Origin of the sequence: Streptomyces sp. NBC_01635 (assembly GCF_045209715.1) — a bacterium.
Lineage (GTDB): Bacteria > Actinomycetota > Actinomycetes > Streptomycetales > Streptomycetaceae > Streptomyces > Streptomyces hirsutus.
On the sequence record NZ_CP109277.1, the window covers coordinates 949,708 to 971,831 of the forward strand.

Consider the following 22,124-nt stretch of genomic DNA (forward strand, 5'->3'; position numbering starts at 1 on the left):
GGGGTGACGCGTCGAGGAACGTCACCCCGAGCCGGATCCCGCGGGTGCCGGCTTCGGTCAGTGCCTCAACGATGCCGTGGAGCGCCGGTACTTCCCGACGCAGCCCGCGGGTTTTCGGCCGGCGCTCCGGCCTTCGGTTTCGACCCGCTGCCGGGTCATGGACCGGCGGCGCTCCCGCACCACCACGCCTGCCGGTGGCGGTCCCGGGAGCCGGGCGGGACCTCCGGGGCAGGGTGTCCCGCCCGTCGGCCGGGGCTGCGTCCTTGTTCTCGCCCGCCGGTCGGTCAGCGCTCCAGATCCCCACGCATCTCGACGAAGAGCTTTCCCGCGTCGGCGAGCGTGCTGTCCTCGAAGAGCGCGACGGCCGCCGTGCCCTCGTCGGCCCACCCGCAGATGACGTTGCCCTCCTCGCTCAGCGAGGCGAGCAGGCACTCCACCGAGCCGCCGAGCGGTCCGGGCTCCACCGGCTGCGCCTCGGGCTGCCCCAGCTCGGGGTCCCACTGGATGTACTCGATCATGCCCCGGAACAGGTGCTCACGGCGCTTGCTGGTGTCCTCGGGCACGTGGTCGACGCCCTCGAACAGCACCGGCGCACCCTGCCCGCCCGGGTCCCCGTAGTTGCCGATGACCAGCGTCATGCCGTCCCGCATCTCGCCCGGGTCGACCGGGGCGTCCGTCAGGGCTTGCTCTCCCGTCAGTTTGTCCAGGCCGCCCGCTCGGGGGGCGTCCACCAGGGTGCGCGGACCGCTCCGCTCCGCCGAAGGCGTCGGCGACGCGGGTTCGGAGACCTGCCCGCTCGGGGGAGAGTCGGGGTCGGGGAGGCCCGTGTAGTCCTCCCGGCAGCCGCTGACCGTCAGCATCGCCAACACCGCCACGGCCGTCAGGCCCGCTCTTGCCGCAGATGCACGCTTCATGAAATCCCCCACTGTCGGTTCACTCTCGGTGTCCTCCCCGCCGCTCTGGGTGGCGGTCGTGGTCAGTGACGAGTCGTTCCGGCCGGATGGTTCCCGCCCCCCGGGCACGGGGATCTGCCGCACAGTGCAACGCCCGAGGACACTGTCACGTCGCCTGACCGGGTGGAGTGATCTTCTGGTTGGTCATGCCCTGCTCCCTGGCTCGCACCCGGTGCGGTTGCCCACGGATGCGGCGAAGCTCTTGAACGACCGCTCCACAGCGGCCTTGTCGGCTGCGACGGAGCCTTGGACGTGACCGTGGAACACGGACTGCCGGCCGTCGCGGGTGGCGCGGGTCAGGCCCTGGTCGTCACCCTCCGGCAGCCCGCCGAACAGCGCGGTCGTCCGCGGCCCACCCGCCATGACGCACTGCGCGACCGGCTCGTCCCGGTGTGCCCCGGGTCCGTTCGACAACAGCCCGAGCAGGCAGACGCGGGCACCGGCCCGCGGTTCGACTCGGCCGAACCGTCCCGCGATCCGGGCCATGACCTGGTCGAACATCGCCCGCCGGCGGGCAGGGTCTACGCTGTGGGCCCGCGGCTACCGCACGATCTTCAGGAGTCCACACACCCCCTGGTGATCACGTGGTGGCCGTACCCGTTCCCAGCCGGGCCCACCGCAAGAGTGCGAAGTCGGACCGGAGTACTGGAGGGGCAGGAGCGGAAGCAGCTGCTCGGACGGTGGCGCCCGCCCCGGCCGCCGGTGATTCCCCGACGCGTCGAGAAGGGCGCCTGCCGGGTTTCGACCGAGCTCAGGCGCCCTTCTGCCGCGGCTAGAAGAAACCGAGCTTCTTCGGCGAATACGATACGAGGAGGTTCTTCGTCTGCTGGTAGTGGTCCAGCATCATCTTGTGCGTCTCCCGGCCGATCCCGGACTGCTTGTAGCCGCCGAACGCCGCGTGCGCGGGGTAGGCGTGGTAGCAGTTCGTCCAGACACGACCCGCCTGGATGGCGCGGCCGGCGCGGTAGGCCGTGTTGATGTCGCGGGTCCACACGCCCGCGCCGAGACCGTACGACGTGTCGTTGGCGATCTTGATCGCGTCGTCGAAGTCGTCGAACGAGGCCACCGAGACGACGGGGCCGAAGATCTCCTCCTGGAAGACACGCATCCGGTTGTCGCCCTCGAAGATGGTCGGCCGTACGTAGTAACCGCCCTTCAGGTCACCGTCGTGATCGGCGCGTTCGCCGCCCGTGAGGATCTTGGCACCCTCCTGTCGGCCGATGTCGATGTAGGACAGGATCTTGGCCAGCTGCTCGCTGGACGCCTGTGCGCCGATCATCGTGTCGGTGTCGAGCGGGTGCCCGGGCCTGATCAGCTCGGTGCGGGCGACGGCCGCGGCCAGGAAGTCGGGGTAGTTGCCGCGCTGGATCAGCCCGCGGGAGGGGCAGGTGCACACCTCGCCCTGGTTCAGGGCGAACATCGTGAACCCTTCGAGGGCCTTGTCACGCAGTTCGTCGTCCTTCTCCCACACGTCGTCGAAGAAGATGTTCGGCGACTTGCCGCCCAGCTCCAGCGTGACCGGCTTCAGGTTCTCGGCCGCGTACTGCATGATCAGCCGTCCGGTGGACGTCTCGCCGGTGAAGGCGACCTTCGCCACCCGCGGACTCGAGGCGAGCGGCTTTCCGGCTTCCGGGCCGAAGCCGTTGACGATGTTCAGCACGCCCGGCGGCAGCAGGTCGGAGATGAGGCTCAGCCAGTAGTGGATGGAGACCGGCGTCTGTTCGGCGGGCTTGAGGACGACCGCGTTGCCCGCGGCGAGGGCGGGCGCGAGCTTCCACGTCGCCATCAGGATGGGGAAGTTCCACGGGATGATCTGGGCGACGACGCCCAGCGGCTCGTGGAAGTGGTACGCGACCGTGTCGTCGTCGACCTCGCTGAGCGAGCCCTCCTGGGCGCGCACGGCGCCGGCGAAGTAGCGGAAGTGGTCGATGGCCAGCGGGATGTCGGCCGCCAGGGTCTCCCGTACGGGCTTGCCGTTCTCCCAGCTCTCCGCGACCGCGAGTGACTCCAGGTCGGCCTCCATACGGTCGGCGATCTTCAGCAGGATGTCGGACCGCTCGGCCGCCGGCCTGCGCCCCCAGCCGGGTGCGGCCGCGTGGGCCGCGTCGAGTGCCGCCTCGACGTCCTCCGCCGTACCGCGCGCCACCTCGGTGAACGGCTGCCCGTTCACCGGACTCGGGTTCTCGAAGTACTGCCCCTTGACCGGAGGTACGTACTCCCCGCCGATGAAGTGGTCGTAGCGGGGCTGGTAGGAGACGATCGCGCCCTCGCTTCCGGGCGCCGCGTAACGTGTCATGCGGAACTGGCCTCCTTCAGCAGGGCTGCCCGCCGTTGGGCAGCTCTGCGCCGGAGCGTAAGGACGCGGACGTTGCATCCACGTTGCGGATGGGCAGCGGCGCTACCGGCCCTCGAGGCGGGCCCAGCCGTCCGGGGCCGCCAACTCCGATTCGAGTGAGGCCAGATGGGCCCGGTTCGATGCCGTCGGCCGGGCCGTGACCAGCGCCCGCCACACGTCCAGGTCCTCTTCGCCCCACGGCGCGTGGGCCCAGTCGGCCAGCAGGTCGGCGTCCGAGCGGGCGATCAGTGCCGCGCGCAGGCCGTCGGCGAGGCGGCGCCTGAGCCGTACGACCGCCGGTGCCTGGGAAGCGGGCAGCAGAGGGCCCGCGTAGGCGGCCAGGGCGGTGGTGACCGCGCCGGCCGCCAGCCGGCGTTCGACGGCGGCGATGTCCGACTCCAGGGGCGCCGTGAGCCGGTAGGGGCGCGACGCGAGCAGTCCCGGGCCGAGCACCTGACGCAGCCGGGCGAGCTCCGCGCGCAGCGTCACCGGTGTCACCGACTCGTCCTCGTACAGGGCGCACAGCAGTTCGGCGCCGGTCAGGCCGTCGGGGCGCCGGGCCAGAAGGACGAGGATCTCGCTGTGCCGGCGGCTGAGCCGGATACTGCGGCCCCCTGCCGTCAGCACGGCCTGGTCGCGCCCCAGTGTCGCCAGTCCGGGCCCACCGCCGTCCGGGCGCCTTGGGGCGAGCAGCGCCAGCTGGGACTCCGCCGCGCGTGCCACGGCCTGTACGAACCCCAGGCTGTGCGGATGCGCGAGGCCGTCACCGCCGGTGATGTCCACGGCACCGAGCAGCCGCCCCGTGTGCGGGTCGTGCACGGGGGCCGCCGCGCACGTCCACGGTTGCACGCGCCGCACGAAGTGCTCGGCCGCGAACACCTGGACCGGACGGTCCACGGCGACCGCCGTGCCCGGCGCGTTCGTCCCGACAGCGCTTTCCGCCCACCGCGCGCCGGGCACGAAGTTCATCCGCCCCGCCTGTCGCAGCGTCGACGTGTGCCCCTCGACCCACAGCAGTCTCCCGTGCGCGTCGCACACCGCCAGCAGATGCCGGCCGTCGGAGGCGAACGTACCCATCAGCTCCCGGAACAACGGCATCACATGAGCCAGCGGGTGCTCGGCGCGGCGGGCCCCGAGGTCGCCGTCCGTCAGTTCGACGTCGGCGGTACCGTCCGGGTGGACCCCGGCGCGCGCCGAGCGCCGCCACGAGTCGGCGACCACGCCACGCACCGGGCGCGGCACCGTGCCGGCCTCGGTGAAGGTCTCGTGCGCCCGGTGCAGCACGCGTACGCGCTCGGCAGGGTCGGCCCCCGATTCCAGGGCCACCCAGGGATCGGTCAACGTGGCCTCCCGCAGGGCGATGCGCTGGGAACATCGTCGCCCGGGGTGTACGTGGCGACAACCGTTTCGACGGGGACGGTGGCCTCCTGCTGCCGCCGACCGGTTTTCCCGTACGCGTGTTCGTCGAACGGACGGTCACAACCGGTGACGACCCTTGACGGGCCGGCAACATCTGATGACCATCCGCTTCGCCGTCCAGAACCAGATCACTGGGGCCACCGCCCCGCTCACCGCGGTCTGAGCCCGGAGCCGGAGCCCGGCCCCACCGCACCCGGCACACCATCAGGCATTCACACACTCAACAACGTGACAACGCCCAAGCGGCTGCCGGAGGACGGGCTCAAGAAGACCGCGACGTCCTTCGACGGACTGCGACAGGACCGGGCCGACAACCTGGCCGCCGGTCTCTTCGGCAGCTACACGTCCGTGAGATGCCCCCGTGCGGCACTGGGGCCGCTTACCGGCACCCCGGCCGAGCCCGCCGCCCGCCCTCGCCCCGCTGGGGGGGCAGGAAGCCTCTGCCGTCGTGACGCCGCGGAGGTCAGGGGGCGGACTCGCCCGGGCCCGGGGTCGGTCTGCGGTCAATGGTCCGCTCGAGCCTCCGGTCGGGGACCAGCCACATCAGCGCGACGCCGGCATAGACCGCCACCGCGAGCCAGTCGTTCAGGAAGGACAGGCCGATGCCGCTCGCGTACAGCAGCGGCGAGACCTTGCCCTTCAGGTCCCTGCCCACGGCGGTGGCGAGCAGGGACTCTTCACCCTGGTCCCGGGTGATCGTCTTCTGCAGTGCGTAGTAGGCCAGGGCAGCGGCGAGCAGGTCGATGCCGTACGCGGCCGTGGGGACGGCGGCGAAGTGGTTCTGGCCCATCCAGGCCGTGGTGAAGGGGATCAGGGAGAGCCAGAACAACAGGTGCAGATTCGCCCACAGGATCAGCCCGTTCACCCGATCGGTCGCCTGCAGCATGTGGTGGTGGTTGTTCCAGTAAATGCCGAGGTAGACGAAGCTGAGCACGTAGGTCAGCAGCACCGGGAGCGCATCATGCAGGGCCGCCCACGTGGTGCCGTGCGGGGTGGGCAACTCGAGCACCATGACCGTGATCAGGATGGCGATCACCCCGTCGCTGAACGCTTCCATCCGCTCGGTCGGCATGAGCCGAGGCTAAAGGCGCGCGGCTCCAGGCCGGTCACAGCGTCGGCCCTCGGAGCGTCATCATCCGGACCGCGTACGCGCATAGGTGCCGAATATCCCGTCCGCGCTGGTCAGGCTGTATGTCGGTACGCGTGGACCACTCCGCCGAGGCGGTCGTGGCGGCGGATGTCGAGGCGGGTGATCTGTAGGGGGCCAGTGATCGGTTCGGGGAGGGAACGCAGCGGCGCGGCGGCGCCGGTAGCCGCTGATCACGGTGAGCGGCTTGAGGCAGGCGTGCTGTTCGTCCTCCTCGTCCTCGCCCGGGGCGGTGATCTGCTCCGTCCAGGACTCCGGCAGGCCCTCACCGGCAAGGTGGGCGGTCAGGCGCGGCGGGCCGTGCGGGCGTCCGGCGCGGCGCGGGAGAGGGGTGCGACGCCGTTGGGGTCGCGCAGGGCGGGGTGGTCGGGCAGGGGCCCGACCGGGGGCGGATATCGAGGTGGTCGAGGGCGGCGGCGAGCACGACGGACGCGGGAGTGCCGGGTGGCAGGCGGTACGCGGGGCGGCGGTGGCCGGTCAGGGCGCGCCCCGGGCATCGAGGTCGTCGAAGGCGGGGACCGGCGCCTTCTTCGCCCGCTCACACGATCACGCGCACGTGCTGCTCGCACATGCCGTTCCCCTTCCACTCGGTCACCGAATCGGTGACGACCGGCACAGCGTGCTCGGCGCCCTGCCTGGGGGTGTCGGTGGTGCTCCTTCCCGCCGGCGATGGGAGTGGTCGCCGTGGGCGCGCCGGGTGGCGGAGCCGTGCGGCTCCGCCACCCGGTGCGCCCGCGACCTCTCGGTGGCCATCGCACCGAGCTCGTCACCGTGAGGAGCCTCATGCGCCGGAGATCACGCTGCGTCGATGTCCGACCGGGGCCGGACCTCCACGATGAAGTCCGCCTCCTCCATGTCGCCCGCCTCGTCGTGCCAGAGGAAGACCCGCACGTGCATCGCGTGATGGAGGCCGGCCCTCTCCCACTCGGTCATCAGATCGCCGACGACGCGGCCGATGGCGTACCTGGCGCCTTCGGTCGAGTAGGAGGCGGTGATCGCACCCTGCCACCGTTCGGGGTCACTGCCGTAGGGGCGCCAGCCCTCGGAGCCGTGCGGCTCGAACACCTGGTACGCCCAGTCCGTCTCGGTGTTCATAACACCGATCCTGTCACCGGGGAGTCCCATGCGCCGCACCGGATCCCCCCACGCCGAGCGGCGGAAGAGTGAGCTGTCCCGAGTTTCGCAGAGTCCGCGATCGTGTGACCAAGCGGTCTGCGGGGCTTCCTCCAGGCTCGCCCAGTACACCTGCTCGTACTCGCCGGACGGGACGTGGCCCAGGGCGGAGTGGAGTCGTTCACCGGTGTACCACGCGACCCACTGGAAAACGGCCCGCTCGACCTGGATGGATGAGGCCGGCGTCCTTCTTGGTCTTCCGCCGCCACAGGGCCGTCTCCAGCGCGTCCAGCGGCAGGTCGGTGCGCATGCGGATGGCGGCCTGCCGGCCCACGATCCGACGCGAGCACGCGTCCAGGACGAAGGCGACGCAGACCCGGCCCGACCAGGTCTGCGAGCGCGACCAGGGCGGTGACCCGGGTCCTGCGATCCGATCGTGTACTCACCTCGGCCGGTTGCTCCGGTCACACCGTGCCGACCGCCGAAAACGGGGAACGCGCTCACCGGGGTTCGAAGCGACGAGGAGGAGGACATCATGAGCCGCGACGAGAGGGCCGGCGGCAACAGCGCCTACGGCCGGAAGGCGTTCAAACGGTCGAGGGCCCACTTCGCGGACCGGATCACCGCGGACGGCAGGGACGGGTGGCCGGTGGAGGCCGGGCGCTACCGGCTCGTCGTCAGCCGTGCCTGCCCGTGGGCGAGCCGGGCGCTGGTGTCCCGTCGGCTGCTCGGTCTGGAGGACGCGCTGTCCCTGGCCGTCGCCGACCCGGTCCAGGACGACCGCAGCTGGCGCTTCACCCTGGACCCGGGCGGCCGTGATCCGGTTCTCGGCATCCGGTATCTGAGCGAGGCGTACGACCGGCGGGAGACGGACTACCCGGGCGGGGTGAGCGTCCCCGCGATCGTGGAGGTGGCCGGCGGGCAGCTGGTCACCAACGACTACCAGCAGATCACTCTCGACTTCGCCACCGAGTGGACGGCACTGCACCGTGCAGGCGCGCCCGACCTGTATCCCGAGAAGCGGCGCGACGAGATCGACGTGGTGATGGCGGAGGTGTTCGACGATGTGAACAACGGGGTGTACCGGGCGGGCTTCGCCACCGGTCAGCAGGAGTACGAGGTGGCGTGCACGGGCGTGTTCCGGCGGCTCGAACTCCTGGCGCGGCGGCTAGCGGGGCAGCGGTACCTCGTCGGCGACACGATCACGGAGGCGGACATCCGGCTGTTCACCACGCTGGTGCGGTTCGATGCCGTCTATCACGGCCACTTCAAGTGCAACCGCTGGAAACTGACGGAGAACCGGGTGCTGTGGGCGTACGTCCGCGATCTCTACCAGACGCCCGGCTTCGGCGACACCGTCGACTTCGACCACATCAAACGGCACTACTACCAGGTGCATACCGGCATCAACCCGACCGGCATCGTGCCCCTGGGCCCCGATCTTTCCGGCTGGTCGGCCCCGCACCACCGCGAGGACCTGGGCGGCCGGCCGTTCGGCGACGGAACGCCGCCTGAGCCGGTCCGCGCGGACGGGGAGACAGCCACGCGGGGCCGCCCCTGACGCTCGGACCCACCCAGGCACCGGGACACAGTGGTTCCTGTCCGTGTTCAGCGCGACCTCACCGCACTTCAGGCCCCGACGCCACCGTCTCACCGCTCCTCAGTACCGCGCCGGGATGCACCGCCGCTTCGAGACCTGGCACCAGATCACCGGCAGGACCAGCCTGCCCACCGAAGCCTGACACGGCCGCGCGACGTTCTGGCAGGGCTGCCTCCATCCGGTGCTGTTCGCGGCGCACTTGGTGCCGGCGGTCACCCCCTGGCGGCACCGGCTCCCGCCCCGGGGGACCTGCCGCCCAGCCCCGGGATCAGCACCGCCGCCACCGCCAGGTGCATCAGAGCGAGGGAGACCCGGGTGCCGCCGTCCATGCCGTCGCCGATGAACGGCAGGAAAGACACGGCCAGTACGGCGCCGGCCACCCCGGTCCAGACGGCGCGGGCGCGCCGCGCCCCGAACCGCTCCAGGGCGGCCAGCAGTCCCCAGCCGGAGAGCGACGCGAGCAGTGCGACGACCGCCACGGGCACGGCGCCGATGTCGAGTGTCTGCTCGCCGTCGGCGATCCGCAGCCGGCGCCCCAGCAGGGGGTCCGCGACCAGCCACACCAGGACGGGGGCCAGGACGGCCAGGGCCGTAACCCCCAGGCGCCTTCTCCGCGCGCTCACTCGGCGCCCCCCGAGAGCGCCCCGTACAGGAAGACCTCCACCAGCTCCTGCGGGGTCAGGTCGGGCTCGTCCTCCGTACGCGGCTGGGTGAAGAGCAGCCCGAAGAAGAGGGCCGCGATCTGCTCCGGCGACCGGCGCAGGGCGGCCTTGTCGGGCTCCAGCAGCTCCGCGAGGGCCGCGCGGATACGGGTCGTCGACTCGTCGCGGCCCGCGCCGCGCACCGTGCCGGGGTGCTTGCCGCCGCGATGCCCCAGCGAGCCGGCGATCGCGCCCATCCGGGACAGATGCGCCTGCAGCGCCTCGGCCGCCTCCGCGAGCCGGTCGGGCAGCGGCTGGGACACGTCGATCGCGTCGAGCTCGCGGACCGCGTGCTCGGGGGAGAGCGCCTCGGCCACGCAGGCCTGCAGCAGCTCGTCCTTGTCGGCGAAGACCCGGAAGATCGTGCCCTCGCCGATGCCCGCGGCGCGGGCGATCTTCGCGGTCGTCACCGCGGCGCCGTACTCGGCGATCAGCGGGATCGCGGTCTGGATGATCATTTCGCGGCGCCGCTCCGGCGACATGCCGGGGGCGCGGCGGCGGGTGGTCGGGTTCTCCTTAGGTGCTGTCATGACCACGAGAGTACGGAGTGAGGACTCACTCCGTCAATGAGTGAGTGCTCACTCCGCTCACTTTTCCACACTCGGCTGCTTACCGATGGCAGCCCACCAAGATCCACAACTGCGACTGGAGTACTAGGAAGTGGTGTACGGGTTCCCAGGCCGCAAGCTCCCGGGGCCGGCTTCGGGGCTCCGGTGCAGGTCGTGAGCCCGGCCGGTCACCCGAGTTCCGCGCTGTACCCGTCCTGCGGTGGGGAGCCCTCCAGCGGTAGGTGATCGCGGTGGTACGTCGACTCGAACCAGTCCTCGATCACGATGAGCGGCCGCGTGAGACGTGTGCCGCCGATCTGCTGCGTCCGTATGAGGAGGCCGAGGTCGGTCAGGGCGAACGATCCGTCGGGAGTGAACAGGATCGATCCCTCATGCTCGGCGGCGTAGTCTTCCAAGAGCCACTGCTCCATCTGCCCGGGATCCCTCCCCGCCAAGGGGACGCCTGCGAGGGTGGTCTGGGGACCGGTGGCCGCGCCGAGCGCGATGCATGCGAGGTGTCCTGCGTCGTCGTAGAAGACACTCACTCCTGCGGTGGCGAAGTCCTCCTGCGCGCAGGGACCGCCCACCGGTGTCGCGGATTCCTGGAGCGCGTGGGCGACCTCGGCCGGGGACATCCCGAGGCGCAACGGACCCACACCGGCGCCCGGAACCAGTTCCCAGTGTTTCCGTTCCCGGTCCTGCAGCGCGGCGAGGCGCAGCCGGAGGATGCGGCAGGTGCGTTGCACTTCTTCGTCGTGGGCGACGCCCCGGCCGCGACGGGCGCGGGCAAGTTCCGCCCGAAGCCGGGGCAGGGCCGGTGCCGCCGCGGGGCCCATGCGGCTCAGGAACGTCACGATGTGGTACGCGGTCGCCTCGTTCTTCTCCCACACCTCGAGCAGTGTGCCGATGACGCTGTCGGCCTCCGCCTCACCGGTGATGTCCCACACCGCGATGGCGGCGTGGAGACGGGTCCATTCGTAGCCGGCGGTCATCATCTCCTTCAGCCGCGGCAGTGCGGTCACGGCGGCCGGGCCGATTCGGCCCAGCGCGTCAGCAGCATCGCGGTGGCAATAGCTGCCGAGCAGGTCGTGCAGTCGGGGCACGATGTCCGCCGGGTCGCGTTCGAGCGCCCACAGAGCGGCCGTCGCGGCTGCCCGGAGGTCCACGTCCGGCGCGTCGGCCAGCGGACGGACCACGTCCAGGGCCGGACCGGCGTCGGTGCCGAACGACGCGAGCGCCTCCAGCGCTGAGGCGGCGGAATGCCACTGCTCATGACGGACCGCGGCGGTGACCGCCTGCGTGATCGCGGGGACGGCGCCCGGGTCGCCGAGCGCGGCCAGCGCAGAGGTCAGGCTTCCGCCACTGAAGCCGGGCGCCTGCTGGGAGAAGTCGACGGCGGCAAGGCGCCGGCACAGCCGCGGCACCAGTTCTTCGGCGCCCCGCCGCAGATGGCCTGCGACCTGAACAGCGCGCCAGGCGTCGACGTCCGAGTCCAGTGCCGTCAGCAGCCCGGGCAGAGCGCGCGGGTCGTCGAGACGTGCCAGTGCCGTCACGGCCTCCTGGTGGGCACGGCGCAGCAGCGGATCGGGCGCCGCCCACACATCCGGTCCGTGCGCGGTGCGCTGTGCGGCGACGAAGGCGGCGAGGGCTTCGCGGGCGACGTCCGTGACGGGTACGAGAGATCCGAGGGTCTCCGCCGCAGCCACGGCGGTGTACGGGTCCTCGGGGAGCAGACACTCCGCGATGAGCGTGACGAGGCGGGCGTGGTTCCCGCGCCAGGAGCCGATCAGGTCCTGGGCCATGCCGATCGCGTCGAAGCGGGTGGCCGGGTCGGGACTGCGCAGTTGCTCGGTGAGCAAGGTCGTGCGCTCGGGCACGCGGTGGTCCAGCACCCTGTGGAGAGTGCGCAGCAGTGGGGTGGTGGGCGCGTGGACACGGTTGTGCCGTTCCATGTCGGCGAACGCGGCGACGATCTGTGGCGGAGCGTCCGGGGACGCCGTGTCAGGGGCGGGGGTACACACGCAGGTACCGGAACCGGAACCGGCCCGGCGCAGCTTTTCGTCGGTCTTGGGCTGCGGGGCGGGGGTGAGTCGGTGCAGCAGGTCGATCGCCACCGGTACGGTGTCGTCGCCGACGGCTTCCGGGACGCAGCGGGCGTGGTGGACGAGAGCGGCGAGCCGGACATCGGGATCCGCCGAGGCGTCATCGGCCAGACCGCGGAGCCAGGCGGTGGCGACGGTCCACGCTGCAGGCAGCCGCAGCGCCAAGTCGGCCATCGTCTTGACCACGAGCAGCCGTTCGATGATCCCGGACGCGGCGGGCAACCGGGAGCGGAGGACGTCGACCGCGCGGTCGGCATCGTCGAGGAAGAGGCCCAGGCCCGCGATCGCCGCACGCCGCACGCCCGGATCCACGTCGGCCGCATGGGCGACGAACGCTTCGGAGCGGTCGCGCATCATCGCCGCACTGTCCGTGCATGCCGTCGAGATGGTGCCGTCCGGTGCGCATCGAACGCCGCCGTCATCGCGATCCACGGATTCACGTCCGATACTCACCAGCAACTCGACGATCGAGGCACGATCGGGGGTCGCGGGATCGTCGGCCAGCGCGAACAGGAACGGCAGACTCGCCGCCGTGCACGCGTACACGTCGCCCTGATGATGGGCCGCACTGTAGAAATCGCCGAGCGCCCTCTCCCGGACCCCGGGATCGGGTGAGGCCATCCCCCGGAGCCACACCGGAACGTCCACGGCCGGCCCGTACGCATGCCCCATCGACGACCAGTCGATACCGTCCACATCATTGATCATGCACGGCACTCTGCCGCAGGACACTGACAAACCCTCCAGGCAGGCTTCCTCTTCTCTTGGCGGCTGCACGGAAGCAGGACCCGGCTCTGGCCGGCCTCGCCCTCCTCGACCGGCCGGACCTCGGCGCCGTCGAGCGGCAGCTCCTCGGCGCCCGCGACCGCCGCCCCGACGGCTCCGTCGCCCGCGAGGGCTCCGGTGCCGCCCCTTCACCGACTGGTGGCAGCACCTGGCCGGTGCTCCGGCTCGTTGACCGATCACCCGCCCCTGACCGCACCACCGCGGGAGACTGGACCCGTGACCTCCTCCACCCCCTCGCACACGCCCGGAGAGCTGTTCGCGTCCACCGTGCCGTACTACGCCGCCTTCCGGCCCCGCTACGCGCCCGAGTTCTACACCCTGCTCGCCGAGCGCTTCGGCCTGGACGGCACCCAGTGCGCCCTCGATCTCGGCGCCGGCCCCGGCGTCATCGCCCTCGAACTCGCCCCGCTCGTCGGCGAGGTCATCGCCGTCGACCCCGAGAAGGGCATGCTCGAAGAGGGCCGCCGCCTGGCCGCCGAGCACGGCATCACCAACATCACCTGGCGCGAGGGCGACTCCACAACGCTCCCGGCGATCTCCATCGGGCCCGTGCTGCTCACCGTCATGGGCGCGGCGTATCACTGGATGGACCGCGACCGGGTCGCCCGAGACCTCGACCGGCTCATCGAGCCGGGCGGAGCGATCGTCCTCGCCTCCCGCGGCGCCCCCGGCGACCTCGAGCCCGCCCCATGGCGGCAGGTCGTCGACGAGGTCCGCATCCGCTACCTCGGTCCCGAGCGCCGCGCCGGCTCCGGCGCCTCCTCCCACCCCGAGGAACGCCACCAGGACGTCCTCGCCCGCAGCCCGTTCTCCCAGGTCGACACCGCACGCTGGGACCACACCCTGACCCGCACCGTGGACGAGGTCCTCGGCTGGGTCTTCAGTCTCTCCTACTCCAGCCCCGCCCGGCTCGGCGAGAAGAAGGACGCCTTCGAGCAGGACCTGCGCGCAGCGCTGCTCGCCTTCTCCCCGTCCGGCCGGTTTGACGAGGTGATCCATACCGAGGCGGTCATCGCCACCAGGCCCTGAAGATCCGCCTGGGACGGGAGAGGTCGGTCGTGCGTACCGCCCCTTTCCCGTGATGGCGACCGGGGGGCCACGCAGCCCACCAGAGCAAGATCGATCCCACCGGCTCTGCTCACTGCAACGGTGCGGCTCGCCCGGCTCATCACCGCCGGACAGACCGCAGCGAATCCGCAAGCCCTGGGCGCCGCCCGACTCGAAGTCGTCCAGGAACTCCTCAACGGCCTCCTGCCCCACGCCACGACCGCCGCCGCCGCCGCCGCCAAAGACTGATTCCCCGCCAGACTCCCCGACCGTCACCCTGGCAAAGCCCTGCCGGGCCCAGGCGTCGGTACGCAGCAGGGTGGGGGTGCCCGCAGGCTGCCGGCCGGGGCCGGGGCATGTCAGCGGCGGCGCCCGGACGATGTCCGCTGCGCCGTCTTCTTCGCGTGGGCCGCCGCGTCTGCCACCGTGCGGTCCGGGTGGTGGGCGTGCAGGGTGTCCAGGATGCGCAGCGACGTGCCCGGGTCCGCCTCGGCCAGGGCGTCGGCGAGGGCTGCAGCGCCGCCGGGCCAGGCGGTGGCCGCCGTGTCGAAGGCGGGGAGCAGGGTCGTCGGCGGGATGTCGGCCGCGCCCGGGATGCCCGTCTCGTCCGCGTCGTACCGGCGCTTCATATGGTCGAGCATGTCGTCGATCCAGCGCTGGTCCAGCTCCTCGACGAGCACCGTGGCGCGGGCGGTGAGGGGAACCGTGTCCTCGGGGACGGACTCTCCCCGGGCCAGCAGCAGCCCGCGGGCTGCGGCCCCGGTCACCGGGTCGGTGAGCGCGGCGCGCAGCACCGTGTCGGGGATCGCGGCGACATCGAGGCGGGCGAAGTACTCGGACGTGCGGGCGGCATAGGCCTCGTCGGCCTTGGCATCGGAGACGGCGCCGAGCAGTTCGCCCCATGCCGCGTCCGTGCCACCGCGGTGCGCGGCCCACGCGGCAAGCGTGGCGGCGGCGATCCGGGTGGGCCAGTGGCGGGTGGCGGCCACGGTCTCGGCCGCGTTCCACTCCGCCACGGTTTCCTGGTCGGGGGCGGCCACATGGCCGGCGGTGAGCACGTGGCGCATGACGGCGGCGCCGAGCGGGGTGAGCCCGTAGGTGTCGCCGGTACGGAAGACGCAACCGGTGGCGGCCAGTTGGTCCACGAGTGACGCCAGGTCGTGTGCGGGGGCGTCGAGTTCGGCGCGGTCGGCGTCCGTGACGGCGGGCATCCCGAGGAGTGGGGACAGCTCCTCGGGCGACGGGAGCTCGTAGGCATCGGGGGCGTTGCGCGACACGGGCGTCGGAGCGTCCTCCAGTTCGGGCGGCAGGCCGTCGGACTTCGCGTCGGCGATCTTGCGGGCGACCGAGTCGGGGGTGCTGCCGCGTTCGTACAGCGAGTAGAGGAGGTGCGCCGCGTCGAACGAGTACGCCTCCTGCGGGCCGGTGACCAGCGGCAGCCGTTCGGCCTGGGCGGCCAGGACGTCGGCGGCCAGCTCGAGCAGCTCCTGCGGGGTGCCGTCGGCCCACACGGTGGTGGCGGGACCGGGCAGGCCGCAGCGTTCCGCGACGTCGCGCAGTTCGTCGTCGAAGGTCCCGGCCGCGAGCGCCGCGGGGAGCGGGGCGGCGTGCAGCAGGTCCCGGATCTCGTCGGGCGAAGGGACCGCCGGCGGGGGCGGCAGCGGGACGGACGAGTCGCCGTAGTAGTCGAGGTGTTCGTCGAGCATGCGGTCGGCGAGCGCGACGTGCGGCATCGTCTCCGGGGCGGGGGCGAGTGCGGCGTGCCGGGCGGCGAACGCCTCCGTAAGCCCCGCCGCGGTCCACCGGTCGGTCAACGCATCGGCGATGCGCTCCAGTTCACTGCCGAGCGCGTCGTCGGGGCGTCGGTCGTCCAGCGGCGGTGCGGGCAGCAACGGGCCCGCCGGTGATGCCTCGCGGGTGTCGCGGGCGAACGCGGCGAGCAGCGCCTCGCCGAGACGGATCCGCACGGAGAACGTCCGTTCCGCGAGGTCGGAACGGTGCAGTGGCTCGGGCAGGGTCGGCCGGTCGGCGTGCGGTGTGCTCTCGTGGGCGTCGAGCCAGGCCCCCACGGCGGCGGGGTCGTCCGGGTCGACACCGTCGGCGGTCAGCAGCGACGCGTACCAGCGGTGCCAGGTCAGATTCGCCGGGTCCGCCATGGCGCGGCGGAAGCCGGGCACGGCGTCCTCGACGACGGCGAGCAGGCGCGCGTGACGCTTGGCGTTGAGCCGGCCCGCTGCCCGGACCCGGTCGGCGAGGGTGCCGAGGACGCCGGGCAGGGCGTCCAGCTCGTCGTCGCCGGCGCACAGCAGCTGCGGCAGGTCCTCGTGCAGCACCTGCCGCAGCAGGCCGGGGGTCGGCTCCGGCACGCCCGCCCTGCGGTCCGCTCCGCGCAGCGCGAGCATCGTCAGCACAGCGTCCGTGAGGCGCGCCGGCAGTGCGACGCCTCTCTCCCCCGTCGCCCAGCTGAGGAAGTCGTCGCGGCCGGTGTTCAAGGCGTTCATGCGAGTCACCCGTGGAGCGTATGAGTGCGGGCGGCCCCGGTGATCCTTCCGGGCCCGAGGTTAGCCCGATCGAGCGAGTGAGACGAGTACACCAGCGCGACCACGTCGCGCTGGAACTCGGCCGTGTACCGCTTGCTCTTCTTGCTCGCTGCCTGGACTGCTTCCTCCGGAACCTTCCGTCCCAGTATCAGGCTGTCCAGCTCAGAGGGGGAACTTCACGGCCGTCCTGGCCCCTGGTCCGGGACGGATGGCGCCGCGGCCGGGCCCTCCTGCGTCGGTTCCCAGGCTGCCGCGCACAGGGACTCGGCCACATCGGCCGTGTAACGGGCGGCGGTGAGCCAGTAGGTGGCGAAGCCGTCGGTGTCGGCAGGAAGGAGGCGGCCGAAGAGGTCGCGATCGCGTTGGGCCGCCGAGGTGCACAGGGCCGTGAGGAGTCCGGCGGCCGTGGGGAGGCCCGCGCGGCGGATGCGGCGGGCCTCGGCGGTGACGTCGCCGAGCATGCCGAGGGCGGCGCGGCCCGCCGGGACCGTCTGTTCGACCCGGCGCTCCAGGAGGTACAGGGGCGAGTGCGCGCCGGACCCTTCGGGCTGTGGCGGGGCGGGGTGCACGGGGGCGGCCGGATCCGGGAGGTCGGCGCGGCGCAGGCGGTCGAGGCCGAGGTCGATCGTGCCCTCGCCGGTGGGGTGCGAGCAGGCGAGGAGGGCGAGCCGGGGGTGGAGGGCGGGCACCAGGCGGCCGATGATCCTCAGCCGTGTCCCCGGCGCCGTGGCCAGCAGCATCAGGTTGTCGCGGTGGGCCAGCGCGGGGTCGTCATCGGCGACAGTGAGCCGGACGGAAATGCCTCCCTCGCACCGCGCGAGCAGGCAGGTGTCGCCCGATTCCCTTACGGCGCCGAGGAGTTCGACGTCCAGGAAGAGCAGGTCGCTACCGCCGCCGTCCGGGTCCGCGTAGCGGGAGGTGGACCGCAGGGCGCGGGCGGCCTGTTCGGACGGCGGCGTCTCCCACAGGGCGGCGAGCGGCGGCTCCGTCCACGCCGCGCCCCGGGCGGTAACGGCCTTGACGCCCTTCCCAGCGCCCAGTCTGCCGTCCGGTGAGACCGTCGCCCCCGAGACCGCCAGGCCGGCTCGGCCCAGCTCCCGGTGGGTGAGCGCGCTGTCCCCCAGGCGCACGGCCCGGTCGGCCACGCCCAGGGCGCGCCCGACGCCGCCGGGTGCCACGTCGCCGACCGTGCAGAGGCGGCCGTCGGCTCCGGCGACCCAGGTGCGGACGCCGCCGTGCCCCGAGTCGGTGACCACGGGTTCGGTGAACAGGCCGTACAGGCGCAGCGAGCCGTCCGGGCTGTACGGGCGGCGCGCGCGGCCTCTGACGGCGGCCAGCTCCGCCCCGGACGCCGTCCCCACCCGGTGTGCGGTGCCCAGGAGTTCGGCCAGGGCCGTGACGAGGTCGGCGGTGCGGTAGGACGGGTCCCCGCCGCGCGCCGCGCGCAGCAGCGTGACGACGGACAGCGCGGCGCCCGCGGCGCGCGGCAGGTGCCGGAGCCGGGCGGTGTGCGCGGCGCGGAGGAGGGCCGACTGGGTGACGGCGCCGGCCCCGTCGACGCCGGCCTCCAGCACGGCGGCGCCCGCCGACCACAGGGCGTCGGCCGCGGCACGCTGGGCTGGGCTCGCCACCTCGGGCGAGGAGGCGGAGTCGGGGGTGGGGGCGGAGTCCGTTGCGGAGGCGGGTTCGGGGACCGCCCGGGTGGGCTGGTCGGCGAGCTCCGGCGCCGGGTCCGCCGTGGGGGCGGCGCAGGCGGCGGCCGCGCGGTGGACGCATGCCGGGGCGAGAAGGCAACCGCAGGTGATGGCGTCCACCATCGCCACCACACCGCCCGGGGCGTGCAGGCGCAACTCGGTCTCGTCGTCGACCGCGATCGTCACCGTGTCCCCGACACGGTGCGTCGGGCGGGCGCCGAGTTTGGTGACTGCCGCGTCCAGCCGCTTGCGCAGCCGGGGCGAGAGGTCCTCCACCAGCGTGGCTGTGACCTCCGGCGCGACGGGTGGCAACTGGGCGGCGGTCATACGGTCTTCTCCCCTATCCAGCGGGCCAGTTCGAGTGGGCTGAGGGCCGCCACGGGCATGCCGGCGGCCACGAGCTGCCCGGCGACGCCCGTCGAGTAGCGGGGCCGGCCGGCGTCGTCGAGACTCGCGCACCCGAGGACGTGGCAGCCGGTGGTCACCAGGGCCCGCACCTCGGCCAGCAGTCCGCCGAGCGGCGCCCCCTCCTCGAAGTCGCTGATGACGACGACGAGGGTGCGGGTGGGCACCGCGATCAGGCTGCGGGCGTGCCGCAGCCCGGCGGCGATGTGCGTGCCCCCGCCGACGCTCACCTCCAGCAGGAGGGAGAGGGGATCGTGCACATGGCCGGTGAGGTCGACGACCTCCGTGGAGAAAGCCAGGAAATGGGTGCTCAGGGTCGGCACCCCGGCGAGCACGGAGGCGGTCAGCGCGGACCAGATCGTGGACGCCTCCATGGATCCGGAGACGTCGGTGACCAGGATCAGGCGCCAGTCGGCCGATCGGCGGACGCGACTGCGGAACACCGGCTTCTCGGGGATCACCTGGACCGTTCCGTCGGCCGTCCGGCGGGCGGTGGCGAGGTTGGCGCGCAGCGTGCGCGGCAGGTCCAGTCGGCCACCGGGACGGCGGGTGGGCCGGGCCAGCATCGTGCCGGTGAGGGCGGGTCGCAGCCGGGTGGCGAGCTGCCGGGTCAGTTCGTCGACCAGGTGGCGGACCAGGGGCCGGAGCGCCGCAAGGCGGGCTTCGGGGAGGCCGCCGGCGTACCGCAGGATCGTCCGGAGCAGTTCCACGGAGGGGGTGGCGGCCGCCGGGTCGAGTTCGGCGAGGACGTCCTGCCGACCTGTCCCGGCTGCGGCGGCGAGGACCTCCTCGCGGATGCCGGGACCGAACAGCGCGGCCAGTTCCTCGGACCACTCGCGGACGCCGGGGAACGACGGTTCCCGGCCGCCGCGCGGTCCGGAGCCGCCGCCGTGACGGGGGCCGGGCAGGCCGCCGCGGGATCCCTCGCCGTGTCCCGCGCCGTAGAGCTCGTCCAGAGCGGTCGCCAGGCGGGCGGCGCCGGGAGGCAGTCGGTCGGGACGCCGGCCGAGCACGAGCCGCCACCGGTCGGCGGGCCCGAGGGTCCGCGCGGGGGTGGCCTCGGTGGAGGGTGCGGTGGCGGGTGTGACGGTGGGGCGCGTTGCGGCGGGGCGGCCGGACAGCGGTGGGAACCGGTCGTCGTGCGGGGGTGGCGGGACGGGCAGGCCGAGGCCGGTCAGGAGCTCGCGGGCCGCGAGGTCGGCGGCCGTTCGGCGGGCCAGCTCGGCCGGATCGTCCGCGTCGAGGTCGTCCACCCGTTCGCCCAGCCGCTCCTCGACGGTGTCCAGCAGCCGGTCCCGGGCTGCCGGGCTCAGGGTGTCGAAGCCACCGCGCAGGGCCGGCAGCCGGGCCAGGAACGCGGTGTCGTCCAGCTCGACGACCCGGTGCAGCAAGGGGTCCAGGGCACCGACGCCGACGGTCAGGAGCGGGCCCGCCACCGTCAGGACGCCGGTGAGACGGGCGGTGAGCGCGGCCCGGGAGGTGCTGTCCACGGCTCCGTCCACCCAGGAGGCGACGCGCCCCCCGAAGGTCTCGGCCTCTTCGTGGCCCGTGAGCACCCTGACTGCTCCGGCGGCCGCGGCGATCAACGGGGTGCCGTCGGCGGCCAGCCGGGCGAGGGCGTCGGTGAGCCGGATGCCGCCCACCCGGTCGGCCCGCTGGGCCAGTTCGAGCAGCGCCCGGGCGTCCTCGGGCTCCTCGGAGCCGGTCAGGCCGTCGACCTGGCGGACCGCGGCCGAGGTCAGGAGTTCGGCCGCGCGCGCGGTGCGGGCGGCACGGGCGGAGGCGGTAGCGGTGGCGTCCGGGGCCGAGGGGTCGTCGGGCGTGGCCGGGCCCGGCAGGTGGCCGGCGTCGATGCGATCCAGCAGGTCGAGCCCGGCGAGGAGTTCGGGAAGGGTGCCGCTCGCGGGGAGTACGGCCGCCAGTTCCGTCAGCCGTTCGTCGGCCAGGGCGGGGAGCCCGCACTCGGCGGCCTCCGTGAGGCCGCGGACGACCTGGGCGGCCGTCGGGCCGTCCTCCGCGCGTTCGGCCGCGTGCCGCTGCCGCAGCACGCCCTCGGCCGCCTGGGCCGGGGTGACGCCGCGGGCCCCGGCCGCGGTGAGCATCGCGGCCGTCGCCGGGGTCCACCGCACCTGCCAGCGCGTCGTGAGTCCTTCCGTGCCCGCCGCGCCGGTCACCCCCTGCTCCTGCGCGTATGGGATGCCGCACACCGTCAGCCTGCGCAGCAGCAGTTCGCGGCGCCGGTCCAGGGTGGAGCGCGCCGGGTCGAGCCGGAGGTCGCGCGGTGTCTTCTCGTGCGCGTCCTCCGGACCGGGGAGGGAGAGCGCCACCGTCTCGGCCTCGACTGCGGGGCCCAGCCCGCTGCGCGGAGCGGCGGGCGCGGGCCGTCCGGTGCGGGCTCCGACGAGTACGCGTTCGAGGGCCCGGGCGACGGCGCGGCCCGTGCCGTAGGTCTCGCCGCGCCCCAGCACCGTCTGGACGGCTTCCAGGAGTTCACCGCGGCCGGGGGCGGGCAGGTCGCGCAGGCGGGCCAGGTCACCGGCCACCCGGACGATCTCCCGGCCGTCCGCCGGGCCGTAGGGGTGGCCCTGTTCGCGCAGGGCTGCGCAGACGCGGACCGCGGTGCGGATCAGCGCCTCGTGCAGCGCGGCCGGGTCCCCGGCGGCGTCCAGGACGGTGTGCTGCCACTCCGGGTCCCGGATGCCGGCCGGGTAGCCGGACCGTGAGTCGAGCAGCGGGTACGTGTACGGGACCAGGGAGACCGTGCACGCCGCCGTCCCGGCAGCGCCGTTCACGTGGCCGTCCGCGCCCGGCTCGGGCGCGGCGGCGGACGCGTCCGGCGCGTCCGGTACGGGGCCCCCGTCGGCCCCGGCGGCGGACGGCAGCAGCGCCGGGGTGTGGAACGCTCCCACCACCACGGCGGGCCGCCGCCCGCTCGCCAGGGCCTCGGCGACATGTCCGCGCATACATGCCTCGCGTACCAGGTCCGTTCCGTGCACCCCGCCCCGCGCCTCGGCCTCGTAGCGCAGCGCCCAGCCGGTGAGCAGGGCGGCACGGCGGAGCGCCTCGGGTGTCGAACCGGGCGCGAGGGCCTCCACCAGCCGGTCCCACAGGTCGTCGCCGTCTCGGCCGGTGAGCCGGGACCGGAACGCGGCGGACAGCCCGTGTCCCTCCCCGGGCATGGGCGCGGAGTCGGCGCCCGGGACAGGGGCGGGGGTGTCCGGACGGCCCTCCGCCCACGCCCGGTCGGCCAGCGGCAGATCGCAGGCCACAGCCGGGACCCCGTTTCTCGCCGCCCAGCGCAGAGCGACCAGTTCGGGCGAGAAGTCCGCGAACGGGTAGAAGGCCGGCCCCCGTTCGCTTGCCGAGCTGGGCCCGGGCCCGTCGGCGGGCACGGCGGCCAGCGCCACCGGGGCCTCGGTCTCCTCGTGGGCGAGCCAGCCCAGCCAGGGCTGGAACTCGGCGGGCAGTTCGACGAGGAGGACATCGGGGGCCGCCGCGTCCAGCAGTGCCGGGAGGGCGGCCGCCAGCGAGGGCGCGTGGTGGCGTACCCCGATCAGGAACGGCGACCCGGGTCCGGTCGCCGCGAGGGCCGCCACCGCGGCTTCCGGGGTGGCGGGCCCGGCCGCCGGGCCCTGCGCCGGGGAAGCGGCCGGCGCACCGGCGGTGGGCGACACCTCGGTGGTGGATCGCGTCTCGGGGGTGGACCGCGTCTCGGGGATGGTCGACTCGCTCAT

16 protein-coding genes are annotated in these 22,124 nt (G+C 73.4%); 4 read left to right on the forward strand and 12 right to left on the reverse strand.

Annotation, left to right across the window (positions count from 1 at the left end; translation table 11 throughout):
- Positions 1–284: 284 nt before the first annotated feature.
- The 6 genes from OHB56_RS04695 to OHB56_RS04720 form a co-directional block, all read right to left on the reverse strand.
- Complete coding sequence (locus tag OHB56_RS04695) at positions 285–914, reverse strand: hypothetical protein (protein WP_326756392.1); 630 nt, start codon at positions 912–914, stop codon at positions 285–287.
- 183 nt (positions 915–1,097) lie between these two features.
- Positions 1,098–1,454, reverse strand: a complete 357-nt coding sequence (locus OHB56_RS04700; RefSeq protein ID WP_406351764.1) for a hypothetical protein — start codon at positions 1,452–1,454, stop codon at positions 1,098–1,100.
- 271 nt (positions 1,455–1,725) lie between these two features.
- Positions 1,726–3,249, reverse strand: a complete 1,524-nt coding sequence (locus OHB56_RS04705) for an aldehyde dehydrogenase family protein (protein ID WP_406351766.1) — start codon at positions 3,247–3,249, stop codon at positions 1,726–1,728.
- A 102-nt stretch (positions 3,250–3,351) separates the two neighbouring features.
- Positions 3,352–4,629: a GAF domain-containing protein gene (locus tag OHB56_RS04710; protein WP_326757262.1), complete on the reverse strand. Its 1,278-nt coding sequence runs from the start codon at positions 4,627–4,629 to the stop codon at positions 3,352–3,354.
- A 541-nt stretch (positions 4,630–5,170) separates the two neighbouring features.
- Positions 5,171–5,779 carry a TMEM175 family protein gene (locus OHB56_RS04715; RefSeq protein WP_326756388.1) on the reverse strand — a complete coding sequence of 203 codons (609 nt, stop codon included), beginning with the start codon at positions 5,777–5,779 and terminating at the stop codon, positions 5,171–5,173.
- A gap of 870 nt (positions 5,780–6,649) precedes the next feature.
- Complete coding sequence (locus tag OHB56_RS04720) at positions 6,650–6,949, reverse strand: hypothetical protein (RefSeq protein ID WP_326756387.1); 300 nt, start codon at positions 6,947–6,949, stop codon at positions 6,650–6,652.
- 553 nt (positions 6,950–7,502) lie between these two features.
- On the opposite strand from OHB56_RS04720, the gene OHB56_RS04725 reads away from it, so the two are divergent.
- Both OHB56_RS04725 and OHB56_RS04730 read left to right on the forward strand, forming a co-directional pair.
- Positions 7,503–8,528: a glutathione S-transferase family protein gene (locus tag OHB56_RS04725; RefSeq protein WP_406351769.1), complete on the forward strand. Its 1,026-nt coding sequence runs from the start codon at positions 7,503–7,505 to the stop codon at positions 8,526–8,528.
- Between the two features lie 43 nt (positions 8,529–8,571).
- Positions 8,572–8,709 carry a hypothetical protein gene (locus tag OHB56_RS04730; protein WP_406351771.1) on the forward strand — a complete coding sequence of 46 codons (138 nt, stop codon included), beginning with the start codon at positions 8,572–8,574 and terminating at the stop codon, positions 8,707–8,709.
- A 70-nt stretch (positions 8,710–8,779) separates the two neighbouring features.
- Here the strand turns inward: OHB56_RS04730 and OHB56_RS04735 are convergent, their stop codons facing one another.
- From OHB56_RS04735 to OHB56_RS04745, 3 genes are all read right to left on the reverse strand, one after another.
- The gene (locus OHB56_RS04735; RefSeq protein ID WP_406351773.1) at positions 8,780–9,190 is read right to left on the reverse strand and encodes a DUF6069 family protein; all 411 of its coding nucleotides are present in this window, start codon (positions 9,188–9,190) and stop codon (positions 8,780–8,782) included.
- Positions 9,187–9,798 (reverse strand): TetR/AcrR family transcriptional regulator, encoded by a 612-nt coding sequence (locus tag OHB56_RS04740; protein ID WP_406351775.1) that lies wholly within the window; start codon positions 9,796–9,798, stop codon positions 9,187–9,189. Before OHB56_RS04740 ends, OHB56_RS04735 begins: the two co-directional genes overlap by 4 nt.
- Positions 9,799–10,004: 206 nt before the next feature.
- Positions 10,005–12,626 (reverse strand): HEAT repeat domain-containing protein, encoded by a 2,622-nt coding sequence (locus OHB56_RS04745; protein WP_406351777.1) that lies wholly within the window; start codon positions 12,624–12,626, stop codon positions 10,005–10,007.
- A gap of 294 nt (positions 12,627–12,920) precedes the next feature.
- Here OHB56_RS04745 and OHB56_RS04750 point away from each other — a divergent pair, with 294 nt between their 5' ends.
- A complete protein-coding gene (locus tag OHB56_RS04750; RefSeq protein ID WP_406351779.1) occupies positions 12,921–13,733 on the forward strand; it encodes a class I SAM-dependent methyltransferase in 813 nt (270 codons plus the stop codon).
- Between the two features lie 120 nt (positions 13,734–13,853).
- Positions 13,854–14,000, forward strand: coding sequence for a hypothetical protein (locus OHB56_RS04755; protein ID WP_406351780.1), 147 nt, complete (start codon positions 13,854–13,856; stop codon positions 13,998–14,000).
- Between the two features lie 110 nt (positions 14,001–14,110).
- On the opposite strand, the gene OHB56_RS04760 is transcribed toward OHB56_RS04755, so the two are convergent.
- From OHB56_RS04760 to OHB56_RS04770, 3 genes are all read right to left on the reverse strand, one after another.
- Positions 14,111–16,252, reverse strand: coding sequence for a hypothetical protein (locus OHB56_RS04760; RefSeq protein WP_406351782.1), 2,142 nt, complete (start codon positions 16,250–16,252; stop codon positions 14,111–14,113).
- A 215-nt stretch (positions 16,253–16,467) separates the two neighbouring features.
- Positions 16,468–18,312, reverse strand: coding sequence for a hypothetical protein (locus tag OHB56_RS04765; RefSeq protein ID WP_406351784.1), 1,845 nt, complete (start codon positions 18,310–18,312; stop codon positions 16,468–16,470).
- A complete protein-coding gene (locus tag OHB56_RS04770; RefSeq protein WP_406351786.1) occupies positions 18,309–22,124 on the reverse strand; it encodes a vWA domain-containing protein in 3,816 nt (1,271 codons plus the stop codon). Before OHB56_RS04770 ends, OHB56_RS04765 begins: the two co-directional genes overlap by 4 nt.

Excerpts from the sequence above, each read along its gene's own strand:
- OHB56_RS04695 (WP_326756392.1), bottom strand. The coding sequence starts at position 914 with ATGAAGCGTGCATCTGCGGCAAGAGCGGGCCTGACGGCCGTGGCGGTG.
- OHB56_RS04765 (WP_406351784.1), bottom strand. The coding sequence starts at position 18,312 with ATGACCGCCGCCCAGTTGCCACCCGTCGCGCCGGAGGTCACAGCCACG.
- OHB56_RS04770 (WP_406351786.1), bottom strand. The coding sequence starts at position 22,124 with ATGAGCGAGTCGACCATCCCCGAGACGCGGTCCACCCCCGAGACGCGA.
- OHB56_RS04740 (WP_406351775.1), bottom strand. The coding sequence starts at position 9,798 with ATGACAGCACCTAAGGAGAACCCGACCACCCGCCGCCGCGCCCCCGGC.
- OHB56_RS04725 (WP_406351769.1), top strand. The coding sequence starts at position 7,503 with ATGAGCCGCGACGAGAGGGCCGGCGGCAACAGCGCCTACGGCCGGAAG.
- OHB56_RS04760 (WP_406351782.1), bottom strand. The coding sequence starts at position 16,252 with ATGAACGCCTTGAACACCGGCCGCGACGACTTCCTCAGCTGGGCGACG.
- OHB56_RS04715 (WP_326756388.1), bottom strand. The coding sequence starts at position 5,779 with ATGCCGACCGAGCGGATGGAAGCGTTCAGCGACGGGGTGATCGCCATC.
- OHB56_RS04700 (WP_406351764.1), bottom strand. The coding sequence starts at position 1,454 with ATGTTCGACCAGGTCATGGCCCGGATCGCGGGACGGTTCGGCCGAGTC.
- OHB56_RS04705 (WP_406351766.1), bottom strand. The coding sequence starts at position 3,249 with ATGACACGTTACGCGGCGCCCGGAAGCGAGGGCGCGATCGTCTCCTAC.
- OHB56_RS04720 (WP_326756387.1), bottom strand. The coding sequence starts at position 6,949 with ATGAACACCGAGACGGACTGGGCGTACCAGGTGTTCGAGCCGCACGGC.
- OHB56_RS04745 (WP_406351777.1), bottom strand. The coding sequence starts at position 12,626 with ATGATCAATGATGTGGACGGTATCGACTGGTCGTCGATGGGGCATGCG.